The 17153-nt window shown below is 39.7% G+C and carries 11 protein-coding genes; 8 read left to right on the top strand and 3 right to left on the bottom strand.

The features are described 5' to 3' along the window. The first annotated feature begins 261 nt into the window (after nucleotides 1-261). From rnc to ftsY, 5 genes are read left to right on the top strand one after another with little or no spacing between them, the layout of a single operon-like run. Nucleotides 262-960 carry a ribonuclease III gene (gene rnc / locus KV696_RS02130; RefSeq protein ID WP_000661480.1) on the top strand — a complete coding sequence of 233 codons (699 nt, stop codon included), beginning with the start codon at nucleotides 262-264 and terminating at the stop codon, nucleotides 958-960. Beyond that, nucleotides 951-4490, top strand: coding sequence for a chromosome segregation protein SMC (gene smc, locus KV696_RS02125; RefSeq protein ID WP_219966726.1), 3540 nt, complete (start codon nucleotides 951-953; stop codon nucleotides 4488-4490). The genes rnc and smc overlap by 10 nt, the downstream gene beginning before the upstream one ends. Continuing rightward, nucleotides 4487-5281, top strand: coding sequence for a Cof-type HAD-IIB family hydrolase (locus KV696_RS02120; RefSeq protein WP_219966725.1), 795 nt, complete (start codon nucleotides 4487-4489; stop codon nucleotides 5279-5281). The genes smc and KV696_RS02120 overlap by 4 nt, the downstream gene beginning before the upstream one ends. Beyond that, nucleotides 5281-6099 (top strand): Cof-type HAD-IIB family hydrolase, encoded by an 819-nt coding sequence (locus KV696_RS02115; protein ID WP_219966724.1) that lies wholly within the window; start codon nucleotides 5281-5283, stop codon nucleotides 6097-6099. The genes KV696_RS02120 and KV696_RS02115 overlap by 1 nt, the downstream gene beginning before the upstream one ends. A 3-nt stretch (nucleotides 6100-6102) precedes the next feature. Continuing rightward, nucleotides 6103-7392: a signal recognition particle-docking protein FtsY gene (ftsY, locus tag KV696_RS02110; RefSeq protein WP_219966723.1), complete on the top strand. Its 1290-nt coding sequence runs from the start codon at nucleotides 6103-6105 to the stop codon at nucleotides 7390-7392. A gap of 45 nt (nucleotides 7393-7437) precedes the next feature. On the opposite strand, the gene zwf is transcribed toward ftsY, so the two are convergent. From zwf to KV696_RS02095, 3 genes are all read right to left on the bottom strand, one after another. Then, nucleotides 7438-8925, bottom strand: a complete 1488-nt coding sequence (gene zwf, locus KV696_RS02105) for a glucose-6-phosphate dehydrogenase (protein WP_023944188.1) — start codon at nucleotides 8923-8925, stop codon at nucleotides 7438-7440. 150 nt (nucleotides 8926-9075) lie between these two features. Further along, nucleotides 9076-9816, bottom strand: coding sequence for an amino acid ABC transporter ATP-binding protein (locus KV696_RS02100; RefSeq protein ID WP_219966722.1), 741 nt, complete (start codon nucleotides 9814-9816; stop codon nucleotides 9076-9078). Further along, on the bottom strand, nucleotides 9816-11981 hold the full coding sequence (locus tag KV696_RS02095; RefSeq protein ID WP_219966721.1) for an ABC transporter substrate-binding protein/permease: 2166 nt from the start codon (nucleotides 11979-11981) through the stop codon (nucleotides 9816-9818). The genes KV696_RS02100 and KV696_RS02095 overlap by 1 nt, the downstream gene beginning before the upstream one ends. A gap of 170 nt (nucleotides 11982-12151) precedes the next feature. On the opposite strand from KV696_RS02095, the gene KV696_RS02090 reads away from it, so the two are divergent. From KV696_RS02090 to KV696_RS02080, 3 genes are all read left to right on the top strand, one after another. Then, nucleotides 12152-13105, top strand: a complete 954-nt coding sequence (locus KV696_RS02090) for a CPBP family intramembrane glutamic endopeptidase (RefSeq protein ID WP_219966720.1) — start codon at nucleotides 12152-12154, stop codon at nucleotides 13103-13105. A gap of 76 nt (nucleotides 13106-13181) precedes the next feature. Beyond that, nucleotides 13182-15170, top strand: a complete 1989-nt coding sequence (gene uvrB / locus KV696_RS02085; RefSeq protein ID WP_219966719.1) for an excinuclease ABC subunit UvrB — start codon at nucleotides 13182-13184, stop codon at nucleotides 15168-15170. Nucleotides 15171-15188: 18 nt separating this feature from the next. Beyond that, the gene (locus tag KV696_RS02080; protein ID WP_000413448.1) at nucleotides 15189-17030 is read left to right on the top strand and encodes a DUF2971 domain-containing protein; all 1842 of its coding nucleotides are present in this window, start codon (nucleotides 15189-15191) and stop codon (nucleotides 17028-17030) included. The last annotated feature ends 123 nt before the right edge of the window (nucleotides 17031-17153 follow it).

Raw genomic sequence — 17153 nt, 5'->3', positions numbered from 1 at the left:
AGGGCTTTTTGTTTATCCTGCCTCAAATTTGCCTCTAATACTCTTCGAAAATCAAATTCAAACCATGTCAACGTCGCCTTGTCGTACTCAAGTACAGCCTGCGGCTAGTTTCCTAGTTTGCTTTTTGATTTTCATTGAGTATAAAGCTGAAAATCTCTTTTTAAAGAATGCCCAAATCACTTCCAGTCCCGTTTTAAAGTGACTCAGGGAGCTTTTTTTGATATAATAAAAAGGACTGTTATCAGTTAGAAAGAGGTTGGTATGAAAGAATTACAAACTGTACTAAAGAACCATTTTGCAATCGAATTTGCAGACAAAAAGTTACTGGAAACTGCCTTTACTCATACGAGTTATGCCAATGAGCACCGCCTCTTAAAAATTTCACACAATGAACGCTTGGAATTTTTAGGAGACGCTGTTCTACAGTTATTGATTTCAGAATATCTGTATAAAAAATATCCTAAAAAGCCTGAGGGTGACTTGTCTAAACTCCGTGCCATGATTGTCCGTGAGGAGAGTTTGGCTGGTTTTGCGCGTGATTGCCAGTTTGATCAATTTATCAAGTTGGGTAAAGGGGAAGAAAAATCTGGTGGTCGCAATCGTGATACCATTCTTGGTGATGCCTTTGAAGCCTTTCTTGGTGCCCTTCTTTTGGACAAGGATGTGGCCAAGGTTAAGGAATTCATCTATCAAGTCATGATTCCTAAGGTCGAAGCAGGCGAGTTTGAGATGATTACAGACTACAAAACCCATCTCCAAGAGTTACTTCAGGTCAATGGCGATGTGGCTATTCGTTATCAGGTGATTTCTGAAACGGGTCCTGCCCACGATAAGGTCTTTGATGTAGAAGTTCTTGTCGAAGGTAAGAGCATTGGTCAAGGTCAAGGTCGTTCTAAGAAACTAGCAGAGCAGGAAGCTGCCAAAAATGCCGTTGAGAAAGGGCTGGATTCATGTATTTAAAGGAAATCGAAATTCAGGGATTCAAGTCTTTTGCTGATAAGACTAAGGTCGTCTTTGACCAAGGGGTGACGGCAGTTGTTGGACCCAATGGCTCTGGAAAGTCGAATATTACAGAAAGTCTGCGTTGGGCCTTGGGGGAGTCAAGTGTTAAGAGTCTCCGTGGGGGCAAGATGCCGGATGTCATCTTTGCTGGAACAGAAAGTCGCAAACCGCTCAATTATGCTTCTGTAGTTGTGACTTTGGATAATCATGACGGATTTATCAAGGACGCTGGTCAAGAAATCAGGGTAGAACGTCATATCTACCGTAGTGGAGATAGCGAATACAAGATTGACGGCAAGAAAGTCCGTCTGCGTGATATTCATGACCTTTTCTTGGATACAGGTTTGGGACGAGATTCCTTCTCTATCATTTCCCAAGGGAAGGTTGAGGAGATTTTCAACTCCAAGCCTGAAGAACGCAGAGCTATTTTTGAAGAAGCTGCTGGAGTTTTGAAATACAAGACTCGCAGAAAAGAAACTGAGAGTAAACTACAACAAACTCAGGATAATCTAGACCGCTTAGAGGACATTATCTACGAGTTGGACAATCAAATCAAGCCTCTTGAGAAGCAAGCTGAGAATGCCCGTAAGTTTTTAGACTTGGAAGGTCAACGCAAGGCTATTTATTTAGACGTGCTGGTTGCTCAAATCAAGGAAAATAAGGCTGAACTAGAGTTGACAGAAGAAGAGTTGGCACAGGTTCAGGAACTATTGACTAGTTATTACCAAAAGCGTGAAAAATTAGAAGAAGAAAACCAAACTCTTAAAAAGCAACGCCAAGATTTACAGGCTGAAATGACCAAAGACCAAGGCAGTTTGATGGATTTGACCAGTCTGATTAGTGATTTAGAGAGAAAATTAGCCCTATCGAAATTAGAATCTGAGCAAGTAGCCCTGAATCAACAGGAAGCACAAGCCCGTTTGGCTGCTTTGGAGGATAAGAGAAAGGCTCTAAGTCAGGAAAAGGCTGAAAAAGAAAGCTCTTTAGCCCTTTTAGAAGAAAATCTAGTCCAAAATAATCAAAAACTCAATCGTTTAGAAGCTGAATTGCTAGCTTTTTCAGATGATCCTGATCAAATGATTGAACTCTTACGTGAACGTTTTGTGGCGCTTTTACAGGAAGAAGCGGATGTCTCAAACCAACTGACCCGTATTGAGAATGAGTTGGAAAATAGTCGTCAGCTTTCTCAAAAACAAGCAGATCAATTAGAAAAGCTGAAAGAACAGCTGGCTACAGCCAAAGAGAAGGCTAGTCAGCAAAAAGACGAGCTTGAAACTGCTAAGGAGCAGGTTCAAAAATTATTGGCTGACTACCAAGCTATTGCCAAGGAGCAAGAGGAGCAGAAAACTTCCTATCAAGCTCAACAAAATCAACTTTTTGACCGTCTGGATAGTCTCAAAAACAAGCAGGCTAGAGCCCAAAGTTTGGAAAATATCCTGAGAAATCATAGTAACTTTTATGCAGGTGTTAAGAGTGTTCTCCAAGAAAAAGACCGCCTTGGTGGTATTATTGGGGCAGTCAGTGAGCATCTGACCTTTGATGTGCATTATCAAACTGCTCTAGAGATTGCGCTTGGAGCCAGCAGTCAGCATATCATCGTGGAAGATGAAAACGCGGCAACCAAGGCGATTGATTTCCTTAAACGAAACAGAGCTGGTCGTGCAACCTTCCTTCCTTTAACGACTATCAAGACGCGTACGATTTCTAGTCAGAATCAAGATGCTATTGCTGCAAGTCCAGGATTTCTGGGCATGGCAGATGAGTTAGTTACTTTCGATACTAGACTGGAAGCCATTTTCAAGAACTTGCTAGCTACGACGGCTATTTTTGATACTGTAGAACATGCGCGTGAAGCTGCTCGCCAGGTTCGTTATCAGGTTCGCATGGTGACATTGGACGGGACAGAGTTGCGCACAGGTGGTTCCTATGCGGGTGGAGCCAATCGCCAGAATAACAGTATTTTTATCAAGCCAGAACTGGAACAATTACAAAAAGAAATTGCTGAAGAAGAAGCAAGCTTGCGTACAGATGAAGGGAGTTTGAAGAACTTGCAAGATGAGATGGTTTCATTGACAGAAAGATTAGAAGCCATCAAATCTCAAGGTGAGCAGGCTCGTATTAAGGAGCAGGGCTTGTCCCTCGCTTATCAGCAGACTTGTCAACAAGTTGAAGAGCTAGAAACTCTTTGGAAACTTCAAGAAGAGGAATTAGATCGTCTTTCTGATGGAGATTGGCAAGCGGATAAGGAAAAATGCCAAGAGCGCCTTGCTACTATCGCCAGCGACAAGCAAAATCTGGAAGCTGAGATTGAAGAGATTAAGTCTAACAAAAATGCCATCCAAGAACGCTATCAAAACTTGCAGGAAGAGGTAGCTCAAGCTCGCTTGCTTAAGACAGAACTGCAAGGACAAAAACGTTACGAAGTTGCGGATATTGAACGTTTAGGCAAAGAATTGGACAATTTAGATATCGAACAAGAGGAAATCCAGCGCCTTCTTCAAGAAAAGGTTGATAATCTGGAGAAGGTTGATACAGAATTGCTCAGTCAACAGGCTGAAGAAGCCAAAAACCAGAAAACAAATCTTCAACAAGGTTTAATTCGCAAGCAGTTTGAGTTGGATGATATCGAGGGTCAACTGGATGATATTGCTAGTCATTTGGATCAGGCTCGCCAGCAGAATGAAGAGTGGATTCGCAAGCAAACTCGTGCTGAAGCCAAGAAAGAAAAGGTCAGCGAGCGCTTGCGCCATCTACAAAGTCAATTAACAGACCAGTATCAGATTAGCTATACAGAAGCTTTAGAAAAGTCTCATGAGTTGGAAAATCTCAATCTGGCGGAGCAAGAGGTTAAAGATTTAGAGAAGGCTATTCGCTCACTGGGTCCTGTCAATTTGGAAGCTATTGAACAGTATGAAGAAGTCTACAACCGTCTAGATTTCCTAAATAGCCAGCGAGATGATATTTTGTCAGCGAAAAACCTGCTTCTAGAAACTATCACAGAGATGAATGATGAGGTCAAGGAACGCTTTAAATCAACCTTTGAGGCTATTCGTGAATCCTTTAAAGTGACCTTCAAGCAGATGTTTGGTGGAGGTCAAGCAGACCTGATTTTGACTGAGGGAGACTTGCTGACAGCTGGGGTTGAGATTTCAGTCCAACCACCAGGTAAGAAAATTCAGTCGCTTAATCTGATGAGTGGTGGTGAAAAAGCCTTATCAGCTCTTGCTTTGCTCTTCTCTATCATTCGAGTTAAGACTATCCCGTTTGTTATCTTGGATGAGGTAGAGGCTGCACTGGATGAAGCTAATGTTAAGCGTTTTGGGGATTACCTCAACCGCTTTGACAAGGACAGCCAGTTCATCGTCGTAACCCACCGTAAGGGAACCATGGCAGCGGCTGACTCTATCTATGGAGTGACTATGCAAGAATCAGGTGTCTCAAAAATTGTTTCGGTGAAGTTAAAAGATTTAGAAAGTATTGAAGGATGACAATTAAACTAGTAGCAACAGATATGGACGGAACCTTCCTAGATGAGAATGGACGCTTTGATATGGACCGCCTCAAGTCTCTCTTGGTTTCTTATAAGGAAAAAGGGATTTACTTTGCGGTGGCTTCGGGGCGCGGATTTCTGTCTCTAGAAAAATTATTTGCTGATGTTCGTGACGACATTATTTTCATCGCGGAAAATGGCAGTTTGGTAGAGTATCGAGGTCAATACTTGTATGAAGCGACCATGTCTCGTGAGTTTTATCTGGCAACTTTTGAAAAGCTGAAAACGTCACCTTATGTAGATATCAATAAATTGCTCTTGACGGGGAAAAAAGGCTCTTATGTGCTAGATACAGTTGATGAGACTTATTTAAAAGTGAGTCAGCACTATAATGAAAATATCCAAAAAGTAGCGAGTTTGGAAGATATCACAGATGACATTTTCAAATTTACAACCAACTTCACAGAAGAAACGCTGGAAGCTGGGGAGGCTTGGGTAAACGAAAACGTGCCTGGTGTTAAGGCCATGACAACTGGCTTTGAATCCATTGATATTGTTCTGGACTATGTCGATAAGGGTGTGGCTATTGTTGAATTAGCTAAAAAACTTGGCATCAAAATGGGTCAGGTTATGGCTTTTGGAGACAATCTAAATGATTTGCACATGATGCAGGTTGTGGGACATCCTGTAGCTCCTGAAAATGCACGACCTGAAATTTTAGAATTAGCAGAGACAGTAATTGGTCACCATAAGGACCAGTCGGTTATAGCTTATATGGAGGGCTTATAATGGCAGATATAAAATTGATTGCATTGGACTTGGATGGGACCTTGCTGACTACTGATAAAAGGCTGACGGATCGTACCAAGGCAATCTTGAAAACTGCGCGTGATCGTGGTATCAAGGTCGTATTGACAACTGGTCGTCCCTTAAAAGCTATGGATTTCTTTCTCCATGAGCTAGGGACTGACGGCCATGAAGATGAGTATACGATTACTTTTAATGGTGGTTTGGTTCAGAAAAATACAGGTGAAATCCTTGATAAGACAGTCTTTTCATATGATGATGTAGCACGCTTGTATGAAGAAACAGAGAAATTATCACTGCCTCTTGATGCCATTTCAGAAGGAACTGTTTATCAAATCCAATCTGACCAAGAAAGTCTTTATGCCAAATTTAATCCAGCATTGACCTTTGTTCCAGTGGACTTTGCAGACTTGTCTAGTCAAATGACCTACAACAAATGCGTGACTGCCTTTGCTCAAGAACCCTTGGATGCAGCCATTCAGAAGATTTCTCCAGAATTGTTTGACCAATATGAAATCTTTAAATCACGTGAAATGTTGCTAGAGTGGTCACCAAAGAATGTTCACAAAGCAACAGGTTTAGCCAAACTAATCAGCCATCTGGGAATCGATCAAAGCCAAGTGATGGCCTGTGGAGATGAGGCCAATGATTTGTCTATGATTGAGTGGGCAGGACTCGGTGTTGCCATGCAAAATGCTGTTCCTGAAGTCAAGGCAGTAGCAAATGTAGTGACACCAATGACCAATGATGAAGAGGCTGTCGCCTGGGCTATCGAAGAATACGTGTTAAAGGAGAACTAAGATATGGGATTATTTGACCGTCTATTCGGAAAAAAAGAAGAACCTAAAATCGAAGAAGTTGTAAAAGAAGCTCTGGAAAATCTTGATCTATCAGAAGATGTTGAGCTTGCCTTAACAGAAGCTGAGGAAGTTCCTCATGAAGAAGCAGAAGTTGAAAGTTCTGAAGAAGCTGTGTTTGAAGAAGACGAAAATCAAGAGACAGTTGAAGAAAATAACAATTTAGAGCCAGTTGTAGAAGTTCAACAAGAAGAAGTCAATGAATTTCCAAACTCAGAAGAAGTCCCAGAGGAAGAGAATACTGAGCTCCTAGAGATTGTAGAAGAAAATAGTTCTGAAGTGCTTGAACCAGAAAGGTCTCAGGCAGAAGAAACTGTTCAGGAAAAATATGACCGCAGTCTCAAGAAAACTCGTACAGGATTTGGTGCCCGTTTGAATGCCTTCTTTGCTAACTTCCGCTCTGTTGACGAAGAATTCTTCGAGGAATTGGAAGAACTGCTGATTATGAGTGACGTTGGTGTCCAGGTAGCTTCTAATTTAACTGAGGAACTACGCTACGAAGCCAAGCTTGAAAACGCCAAAAAACCTGATGCACTACGCCGTGTCATTATTGAGAAATTGGTTGAGCTTTATGAAAAGGATGGCAACTATGATGAAAGCATCCACTTCCAAGAGGGTTTGACAGTTATGCTCTTTGTTGGTGTTAATGGTGTTGGGAAAACAACTTCTATTGGGAAACTAGCCCACCGCTACAAACAAGCAGGTAAGAAGGTCATGTTGGTTGCGGCAGATACCTTCCGCGCAGGGGCAGTAGCCCAGCTAGCTGAATGGGGTCGTCGTGTGGACGTTCCAGTTGTGACTGGACCTGAAAAAGCTGACCCAGCCAGTGTAGTCTTTGATGGCATGGAACGTGCTGTAGCTGAAGGTATCGATATTCTTATGATTGACACCGCTGGTCGTCTGCAAAATAAGGATAACCTTATGGCTGAGTTGGAAAAGATTGGTCGTATCATCAAACGTGTTGTACCAGAAGCACCGCATGAAACCTTCTTGGCACTTGATGCATCAACAGGTCAAAACGCTCTTGTACAGGCCAAAGAATTTTCAAAAATCACGCCATTAACTGGAATTGTCTTGACTAAGATTGATGGAACTGCTCGAGGTGGTGTGGTTCTAGCTATCCGTGAAGAACTCAATATTCCTGTAAAATTGATTGGATTTGGTGAAAAAATCGATGATATTGGAGAGTTTAACTCAGAAAACTTTATGAAGGGTCTCTTGGAAGGCTTAATCTAATCAGAAGCAAAAATCCTGCAAGGTACAAACTTGCAGGAAATTTTTTTATTCTAAACGACCATCTTGACGATAGGCGATATCTGGTTGCCAAGTCCATTTGGCACCGAATTTTTCAAGTAGATCAAAGCTAGCTTGAGGTCCCATGCTTCCAGCTTTATAGTCATGAAGTGGGGCACCATTTTCAGCCCAGAGTTCTTCGATACGGTCAATCAATTTCCATGACGCACCAACTTCATCCCAGTGGCTAAAGTTAGTTGAGTTATTATTTAGGACATCATAAATCAATTTCTCGTATGGTTCTGGAGAAGCACCAGTTGCGGTCGCGTCTGTACGGTAATCAAGTGAGTTCGGAGCTAAGCTGAATTCTTCTCCTACTTGCTTCCCATTTAGGCTAAGAGAGAAGCCTTCTGTTGGTTGGATATAGATGGTCAAAATGTTTGGAGCAAGTGGTTCTCCAAAGATAGAATCCATTTGTTTAAAGACGATGTTGACATGAGTTCCTTTTTCAGTCAGACGTTTACCAGTACGGAAGAAGAAAGGAACACCACGGAAGCGATCGCTATCTACAAAGAAAGCACCAGATGCAAAGGTTTCAGTTGTTGATTCTGGATTTACATTTGGCTCGCTACGGTAAGAGATGTATTTCATGCCATCAATCTTACCTGAACGGTATTGACCACGGATAAAGTGTTCTTTAAGCTCTTCATCTGTTGGATGATAGAGGTTTTTAAAGACCTTAATCTTTTCAGCACGAATCTCGTCTTTTGTGAAGCTTGCTGGCTTGTCCATGGCAAGGAGAGAAAGAAGTTGTAGTGTATGGTTTTGTACCATGTCACGGAGGGCACCAGATTGGTCATAGTAGCCACCACGTTCTTCTACACCCAAGCGCTCCGCAAAGGTAATTTGAACATTGTCGATAAAGTCTTTGTTCCAAACGTTTTCAAAAATCAAGTTTGCAAAGCGAACTGCAAAGATACTTTGGATCATTTCCTTACCAAGATAATGGTCAATACGGAAAATTTGTTCTTCGTCAAATGTTGCTAGGAGCTCGTCATTTAACTTGCTTGCAGTTGCGTAATCTGTACCAAATGGTTTTTCAACGATTAAGCGCTCAAAACCTTTACCGTCCACAATGCTTTCAGACTTGAGGTGTTTGGCGATAGTTCCAAAGAACTGAGGTGCCATAGATAAGAAGAAGAGCTTGTTGTGTTCAGCTTGGTACTTGTCATTTAGTTCAGCCTGCAATTGACGCAAAGCAATGTAGTGTTCTGTATCATTGACATCATGACTTTGATAGTAGAAGTGACTAGCAAACTCTTGAGCTTGTTCAGTACTATCTGCCAAATCAAGGATTGATTCGACTACAACAGATTCAAAATATTCCTTGCTCCAAGGACGACGAGCAGTTCCAATAACGGCAAAGTGCTTGGAAAGATTGCCGGATTTATATAGTCTAAAAAGGGAAGGGTAGAGCTTGCGTTTAGCCAGGTCTCCACTCGCACCAAAAATTGTAACAATAACCTTAGATGACATCTAGCTACCTAATTTCTATTTTTATTCCTAGTCTTGCTAGGTATGAGGAAACCTCATTTCATAAACTTAATTCTAACATAATTTTCCGAAAAATCAAAAAATCCAATACGAGATAGAAAAAAACTGCAAGGAAATCCTTACAGTTTGAGTTTAGACGTTTAAGACCTTGTCCAAGAAATCTTTCAGACGTGGGTGTTGTGGGTTGTCAAAAATTTGATCTGGTGTTCCGTCTTCTAGGAATTCACCGTCTGCAGTAAAGATAACGCGGTTGGCAACCTGACGGGCAAATCCCATCTCATGGGTTACGATAATCATGGTCATACCTTGCTCAGCCAATTCCTTCATAACGTTCAGCACGTCTCCGACCATCTCAGGGTCAAGGGCTGAAGTTGGTTCATCAAAGAGCATGATATCAGGATTCATTGCTAGTCCACGAGCGATGGCAACACGTTGTTTTTGACCACCTGATAGGCTATCTGGGTTGGCATTAGCTTTATCTGCTAGCCCAACCTTGTCAAGCAACTCCATTCCCAATTTCTCAGCTTCTTCCTTAGTCATCAACTTGTGCTCAATAGGAGCAAAGGTAATGTTGTCCAATACAGACATGTGTGGGAAGAGGTTGAAATGTTGGAAAACCATTCCGATATTTTCACGGACGTGGTCAACATTGGTTGTTTTTTCAGTTAAGTCATAACCGTTCACAGTGATGTGACCGCTCGTAACTTCTTCTAAAAGATTGAGGCTACGAAGGAAGGTCGATTTACCAGAACCTGAAGGACCGATGATACAAACAACATCTCCTTCATAGAATTTAGTCGTAATTCCTTTTAGGACTTCATTTTTTCCGTAGTTTTTGTGTAAATCATTTACATCAATTTTTAATTTTGCCATTAACGAATCCTCTTTTCTAAGCGTTTCGCTAGTCTAGTCAAAAGTGTGATAATTACAAGATAGAAGATGGCAAGGATTGCATACATCTTGAAGCTTTGGTAGTTACGGGCGATGATAATCTTACCAGTTTGGAAGAGTTCAACCAAACCGATAGCAGATACGATGGTTGTATCTTTAAGAGCGATAACGAATTGGTTAACAAAGTTTGGTAACATCAATTTAGTTGCTTGTGGCAAGATAATCTTACGCATGGTTTTTCCATAAGAGATACCCAAGCTTCGGCTGGCTTCCATTTGACCAACTGGAACGGCTTGAATACCACCACGAACAATCTCAGCGATATAAGCAGCTGCATTGAGCGATAGAGCAATAGTACCGGCTACGAAGTCGTTAATTGGACTTTGTTGGCCTGTGATAGACTCGATGAAGTTTGGAATTCCCCAGAAGATGAAGGCTGCAAGAATCATCAAAGGAATACCACGGATAACGTCAACGAAAATCTCAGAAATCACACGAAGAGATTTGTAGGGGCTAACGCTAAACATACCGAAGATAATCCCGATAACAATAGCAATAGCAAATGAGATAAGAGCTAGAGCAAGAGTGATACCAAGACCGCTAAGGAGTTGTTTGTAGTTGTTTTGAAGCAAGCCCCAGATAGTTGTCTCATCAACAGTGCTTGTTGAAGTAGATGAAGATTCGCTAGCTAGGTATTTGTCAAGAATTTTTTGGAATTCACCGTTTGCTTTAAGGTTTGCAAGTCCGTTGTTGAACATTTCAATCAATTCTGGATTTGCTCCTTTTTTAACGGCAAAGGCTGTTTCACCGATTGGAGTTCCAGCGATTGGAGTTTTCAATTTTTGTCCTTGGCTGATAGAATATTTGAGAACAGGTTCATCATCCATAACGGCATCAATGGCACCAGTGTTTAAACTGTCATACATTGAAGAACCATCAGCAAATGTTTTGATTTTGTAACCGTATTTGTTTTGATTTTCTGTTAGGAATGTTTGAGAAGCAGTTCCGTTTTTAACACCAACTGTCTTCCCTTTCAAATCTTCATAAGAAGCAATATTGCTTGATTCTTTGACACCAAGGATAGTATTGGCAGTGTAGTAGGATTCTGAGAAGTCAAAAGTTGCCTTACGAGCATCAGTGACAGACATACCAGCAATGATACCATCAGCTTGACCAGCTTGAACAGCACTGATAGCAGCATCAAAACCAGGGGTGGTAATTTCAATTTCAAAACCTTGGTCTTTAGCGATTGCCTTAATCAATTCCATATCAATACCAGTAAATTGGTTACTTGAGTTTTGGAAAACAAAAGGTGCAAAAGAAGAATCGCTGGCAATGATATATTTAGCTTTAACAGGAATGGCTTTTAAGCCTGCTAGAGTAGTTGTAGTTGGCACTGCTGAAGATGATGAAGCAGTCCATTTCTTGATGATTTTATCAAGACTACCATCTTTTTTCATTTCAACCAAGGCTTGGTTAAATTCAGTAACTAGGTGCTCGTATTTGCTACCTTTTTTAACACCGAAAGCAAAGCTACCTACAGCTTCACCATCCATTTCAATATGGAGGTCTTGCCCTTGGTTAATGGCATACTCGATAACAGGTTTGTCATCCATCATGGCATCGATGGCACCAGCACTCAAGCTGTTGTTCATCAAATCACTAGTGTCAAATGTTTTAATAGTGAAGCCGTATTTATCTTTGATTGTTTCAAGGAAACGTTGAGCGGCTGTTCCGTTTTTAACACCAACAGTTTTGCCAGTTAATTGGTCGTACTTGCTAATTTTGTGTGCCTTTGTAGTTGCAATGACAACTTTTGTATCATAGTAAGTATCAGACATGGTGAAGACTTTTTCACGTTCTTTCGTCTTTGTCATCCCTGCCATGATAGCGTCAGCTTGACCAGCTTGAACCGCATTGACCGCTGCATCAAATCCAGGATAGGACATCTGAATATTCCATCCTTTAATCTCTGCGACTTTGTTAATAATGTCAACATCAATTCCTTTATAAGTTTGATCTGAATCTTTAAACTCAAAAGGTGCATAGGCAGTATCAGACACAATCTTAATCGTCTCTGCTTTCGCAATACTTAATGAGAAAATTGGGAATAAAATTAGCAAAAATGCTAGAAATTTTTTCTTCATTTTTAGTCTCCTTTTCCGAATATTTTCCCATTATATCAGAAAAAGTAAAAAAAGGCAAATTTTTATATTTCTGTGTCAGAAAATGTAACATTGTTTTTTCTTTTCTTTCTTGAATTGCTATTAAAAAGTGCTATAATAATAGTATATATAGAAGAAAAGAGGACAAGAATATGAAGAACAAAAGAATATTTAAAGACTTCCAAGCTTCAAAAATGAGTTTAAACATTTACACAAGCCCCTTGTTAGCCTTTGCTTTTGTCTTCATAGGAGAGTTTGTGGCTTATACTCTGTATGGTATTAGTTTGTTAGCTCTCATCGGACTTGCTAGAAATTTTGGAGAGGCTGGTCAAAATCTTGCAACCCACTTGCAGACATTGCATCAGAGCTTGACGGATAAAACAGGTGACTTTCGTTTAATTTTAGAATTGCTGGCCTTTGGTTTTATACTCAACACTGTGTTCAGATGGACTAAAAAAGTTGAGAAAAGACCGATTCGAACCTTGGGATTTTATAGAGAGAATTTCCTCAGAAATCTTCTTAAAGGATTTGGGCTAGGTCTGGCACTTTTTCTTCTTACTTTGTTAGGTTTAGTGGCCTTGGGGCAATATCGTTTGGAGTCCATTCACTTGAATCCTTATTCGCTTGCCTTTGTTATTTTTACCATTCCGTTTTGGATTTTACAGGGGACAGCAGAAGAAGTGGTGTCCCGTGCTTGGCTCCTTCCTCAATTGGCCTCAAGAACCAATCTAAAGCTTGCTGTTCTTATATCGAGCCTGTTCTTTACCCTGCTTCATATGGGCAATTCTGGTCTAACACCACTATCTTTAGTAAATCTCTTCTTATTCGGAGTTGCCATGGCTCTTTACCTTCTCAAAACTGATACAGTTTGGGGTGTTGCAGGTATTCATGGAGCCTGGAATTTTGCTCAGGGAAATCTATTTGGGATTTTAGTTAGTGGTCAGCCGTCAGGAACATCGCTGATGACCTTTTTACCACAAGGCAATCAAGGCTGGCTATCAGGTGGATCTTTTGGTATTGAGGGTTCCATCATGACAAGTCTGGTCTTACTACTGCTGATTGTCTATCTCGCTTATCAATTGAAGAAAGAAAATGAAAGGATGTGACTTCGGTCCGTCCTTTTCTTCGTGAAAATGCTATAAGTATGCTAAAATAGGAATAGCACATGGAGAGAGGATTCTTATGATTAACCGCATTACTGACAATCAATTTAAACTAGTATCAAAATATCAACCATCAGGAGACCAACCACAAGCTATCGAGCAGCTGGTAGATAACATTGAGGGGGGAGAAAAAGCTCAGATTCTGATGGGGGCGACTGGTACAGGGAAGACCTATACCATGAGTCAAGTCATTTCCAAAGTCAATAAACCTACTCTGGTTATCGCCCACAATAAAACTCTGGCGGGTCAGCTCTATGGAGAGTTTAAGGAATTTTTCCCTGAAAATGCTGTTGAGTACTTTGTGTCTTACTATGATTATTACCAACCTGAGGCCTATGTCCCTTCTAGCGATACCTATATTGAAAAGGATAGCTCTGTCAATGATGAGATTGACAAACTTCGTCACTCAGCGACTTCGGCCCTTCTGGAGCGTAATGATGTTATCGTCGTAGCTTCCGTTTCTTGTATCTATGGTCTGGGTTCGCCCAAAGAATACGCTGATAGTGTTGTGAGTCTGCGTCCAGGTCTTGAAATTTCTCGTGATAAACTCTTGAATGATTTGGTTGATATCCAGTTTGAACGTAATGATATTGATTTCCAACGGGGAAGATTTCGTGTGCGTGGGGATGTAGTGGAGATTTTCCCAGCTTCCCGTGATGAACACGCCTTTCGAGTAGAATTTTTTGGAGACGAAATTGACCGTATTCGTGAGGTTGAGGCCCTGACTGGTCAGGTGTTGGGAGAAGTGGATCATTTAGCGATTTTCCCAGCTACTCACTTTGTGACCAATGACGACCACATGGAAGTTGCCATTGCTAAAATTCAGACCGAATTGGAAGAGCAGTTAGCTGTCTTTGAGAAGGAAGGTAAATTACTTGAAGCCCAACGTTTGAAACAGCGGACAGAGTATGATATCGAAATGTTGCGTGAGATGGGCTATACCAACGGGGTTGAGAATTATTCTCGCCACATGGATGGACGTAGCGAAGGGGAGCCTCCTTATACGCTTCTCGACTTCTTCCCAGATGATTTCTTGATCATGATTGATGAGAGCCACATGACCATGGGGCAAATCAAAGGCATGTACAATGGAGACCGTTCTCGTAAGGAAATGTTAGTAAATTACGGTTTCCGTTTACCGTCTGCTCTGGACAATCGTCCTCTCCGTCGGGAGGAGTTTGAGAGTCACGTTCATCAGATTGTTTACGTTTCAGCGACACCTGGTGACTATGAAAATGAACAGACGGAGACAGTGATTGAGCAAATCATTCGTCCAACGGGACTCTTGGATCCTGAGGTGGAAGTCCGTCCGACTATGGGACAGATTGATGACCTCTTAGGTGAAATCAATGCCCGTGTTGAAAAGAACGAGCGAACCTTTATCACAACTTTGACCAAGAAAATGGCAGAAGATTTGACCGACTACTTCAAGGAAATGGGCATTAAGGTCAAGTACATGCACTCGGATATCAAGACTTTAGAGCGAACGGAGATTATCCGTGACCTGCGCTTGGGTATCTTTGATGTCTTGGTCGGAATCAACCTGCTCCGTGAAGGAATTGACGTTCCTGAGGTAAGTTTAGTTGCCATTCTCGATGCTGACAAGGAAGGTTTCCTTCGTAACGAGCGTGGACTCATCCAGACCATTGGGCGTGCCGCCCGTAACAGTGAAGGTCATGTTATCATGTATGCGGACACGGTTACCCAGTCTATGCAACGTGCTATCGATGAAACTGCCCGTCGTCGCAAAATCCAGATGGCTTATAATGAAGAACATGGTATCGTGCCACAAACCATTAAGAAAGAAATCCGTAACCTGATTGCTGTGACCAAGGCAGTTGCTAAGGAAGAAGACAAGGAAATCGATATCAATAGCCTAAACAAACAAGAACGCAAAGAACTAGTCAAGAAACTAGAGAAACAAATGCAAGAAGCCGTAGAAGTGCTTGACTTTGAACTCGCAGCTCAGATTCGTGATATGATGCTGGAAGTCAAGGCGTTGGGGTAGGTTTTGGAAGGAGACAAAATGGAAAAGTTAAATTATTTTACAGGTAAATTTAGTAAATCTGAATTAGAAGATCATTTTGATTCCTTGAATGAAGAAAAACTGAAATCCGAACTTGAAAATTTTATAAATCAATATTTAAAATTATCTGAAGAAGAACAATTGAAATGTGTTGAACTTGTTCTTTATATTTTTAGTGATTTTGAAGAGAAGATTGATAAAATTATCCAAAAAAAGATTTTAGAGTCCATAAATAAAATACTATCAAATAATTCACAAGTATATAGTTGGAGTGTATGCTTTAGGTATTTAGATTCTCTTTATTATTATTTATTTGAACCAAAAGAATATGAAGAATATTCTATATTGTTTGAAAATGAGAGTTATTTCTTTAAAATTATTGATTTAGTATTAAAAGATAATCTAGAGAATAGTAAAATGATTTATTCGGATTTGCTTTCAGTTTTTGTTCCACTATTTAGACAGAAAAGTTTACCAGAAGAAAGAAGGAACTATTTTAAAAGTGAATTAGAACCGTTCATCAACTTTATATTTGAAAATATTGATTTTGAAAATATTGATTTTGAAAATATTGATTTTAATTATACTAGATATTGGTATTTTAGATTAGATGAGCTTGTTTCAATTTTTCAATTTGAGCACTTAAAGATAATAAATAAATATTTTATTGATAATCCACAAGCTGAAGATATTGATGACTATCTAGATTTTGTGTCAAGACACTTTGATGTTGTAATTAATGATTCGATTGATGTTGTTCGAAAGATAGCAGAAGAAAATAATTCTGATATAATTCGAGATCAAGCAATTAAGTTAATTGAGAAGTATGATAATGCTTACTCGAATGAGAAAAGTTATTCAGAATCAATCTCCTCGTTAGATGCTAAGCAACTTTTAAAACAAGCAGATAATGTTATCTCCTATATACGTTCTAAATTAACTGTTGACGCTGAAGAGTTGAAAAAAATAGGTTCTTTTGGACATTATACTAAGATTGATACTTTAACAAATTTTCTTATAAAAGCAGACTGGAAAAATGAAAACAATTCTGAAACTCAACCTCCATTTTTACGACTGACTAATCTAAAACAGTTAAATGACCCGATGGAAGGAAGAGTAATATATGATTATTTGGGTATAGATAATACGTTTTTCAAACAATATCAAACTTCCAATGTTTTTATATCTTCTCTAACCACGGTATCTGATAGTTTACCTATGTGGAAGGAATATGCTGATTCATCTCAGGGAGCATTTCTTGAATATGATCTGTCTTATCTTGAAGATATAGTTGCTCATAAATCGATAGAGTTTGTTAAAGTTCATTATTTAGATTTAATGTCCGAGAATAAAGAAGAAACAGATGTTGGTAAATCTCTTGATAATTTAAAACAGCTATTTGAAAAATTGCAAGAGCTGGAAGCTGAAAAAGAATTGATAAGTTTTGCTGAGAAATTGAAGAAGATTTCTTACCTTTTCAAAGTTAAAGACTATGAGTATGAAATAGAGTATCGCATTTTAATTAATTTAGATGATACAGCTATACAAAATATTATTAAAAGAGATGCTAATGATTCATCAAATGAGAAGTACTTTAAGAAAGAAGAAATTGGGTTAGAAGTTTTTGATAAAGTTAACTATAAAGATTTTAGAAAGTATATTGTATTAAGTTCGAAAGACAATGGCAGATATGATTTATTTGTATACATCAATTTACTTCCTTTGAAATACTCAAAAGTTATTCTAGGACCAAAGGTTACGGATGCAGATTATATTGCTCCTTATCTCAAACTTGCTAATCCTGATATAGAGATAGAAAGTTCGAAAATTCCTTATCGTTGAGTTGATGATAACTTAAAGCAGAAGGTGTTTTAGAGAATTTAGTGAGATTAAAATGAATTGCTCAATCCCTTTATCATGAAGTCCGAAGTAAAATATAACGAAGATATGTTTTAATAACTTAGA

The organism is Streptococcus humanilactis, assembly GCF_019448275.1.
In the GTDB taxonomy this organism is placed as follows: domain Bacteria; phylum Bacillota; class Bacilli; order Lactobacillales; family Streptococcaceae; genus Streptococcus; species Streptococcus humanilactis.
The sequence above is the reverse complement of the archived record's forward strand: the minus strand, read 5'-3'. Positions and strand labels throughout refer to the sequence as shown.

Excerpts from the sequence above, each read along its gene's own strand:
- rnc (WP_000661480.1), top strand. The coding sequence starts at position 262 with ATGAAAGAATTACAAACTGTACTAAAGAACCATTTTGCAATCGAATTT.
- smc (WP_219966726.1), top strand. The coding sequence starts at position 951 with ATGTATTTAAAGGAAATCGAAATTCAGGGATTCAAGTCTTTTGCTGAT.
- KV696_RS02120 (WP_219966725.1), top strand. The coding sequence starts at position 4,487 with ATGACAATTAAACTAGTAGCAACAGATATGGACGGAACCTTCCTAGAT.
- KV696_RS02115 (WP_219966724.1), top strand. The coding sequence starts at position 5,281 with ATGGCAGATATAAAATTGATTGCATTGGACTTGGATGGGACCTTGCTG.
- ftsY (WP_219966723.1), top strand. The coding sequence starts at position 6,103 with ATGGGATTATTTGACCGTCTATTCGGAAAAAAAGAAGAACCTAAAATC.
- zwf (WP_023944188.1), bottom strand. The coding sequence starts at position 8,925 with ATGTCATCTAAGGTTATTGTTACAATTTTTGGTGCGAGTGGAGACCTG.
- KV696_RS02100 (WP_219966722.1), bottom strand. The coding sequence starts at position 9,816 with ATGGCAAAATTAAAAATTGATGTAAATGATTTACACAAAAACTACGGA.
- KV696_RS02095 (WP_219966721.1), bottom strand. The coding sequence starts at position 11,981 with ATGAAGAAAAAATTTCTAGCATTTTTGCTAATTTTATTCCCAATTTTC.
- KV696_RS02090 (WP_219966720.1), top strand. The coding sequence starts at position 12,152 with ATGAAGAACAAAAGAATATTTAAAGACTTCCAAGCTTCAAAAATGAGT.
- uvrB (WP_219966719.1), top strand. The coding sequence starts at position 13,182 with ATGATTAACCGCATTACTGACAATCAATTTAAACTAGTATCAAAATAT.
- KV696_RS02080 (WP_000413448.1), top strand. The coding sequence starts at position 15,189 with ATGGAAAAGTTAAATTATTTTACAGGTAAATTTAGTAAATCTGAATTA.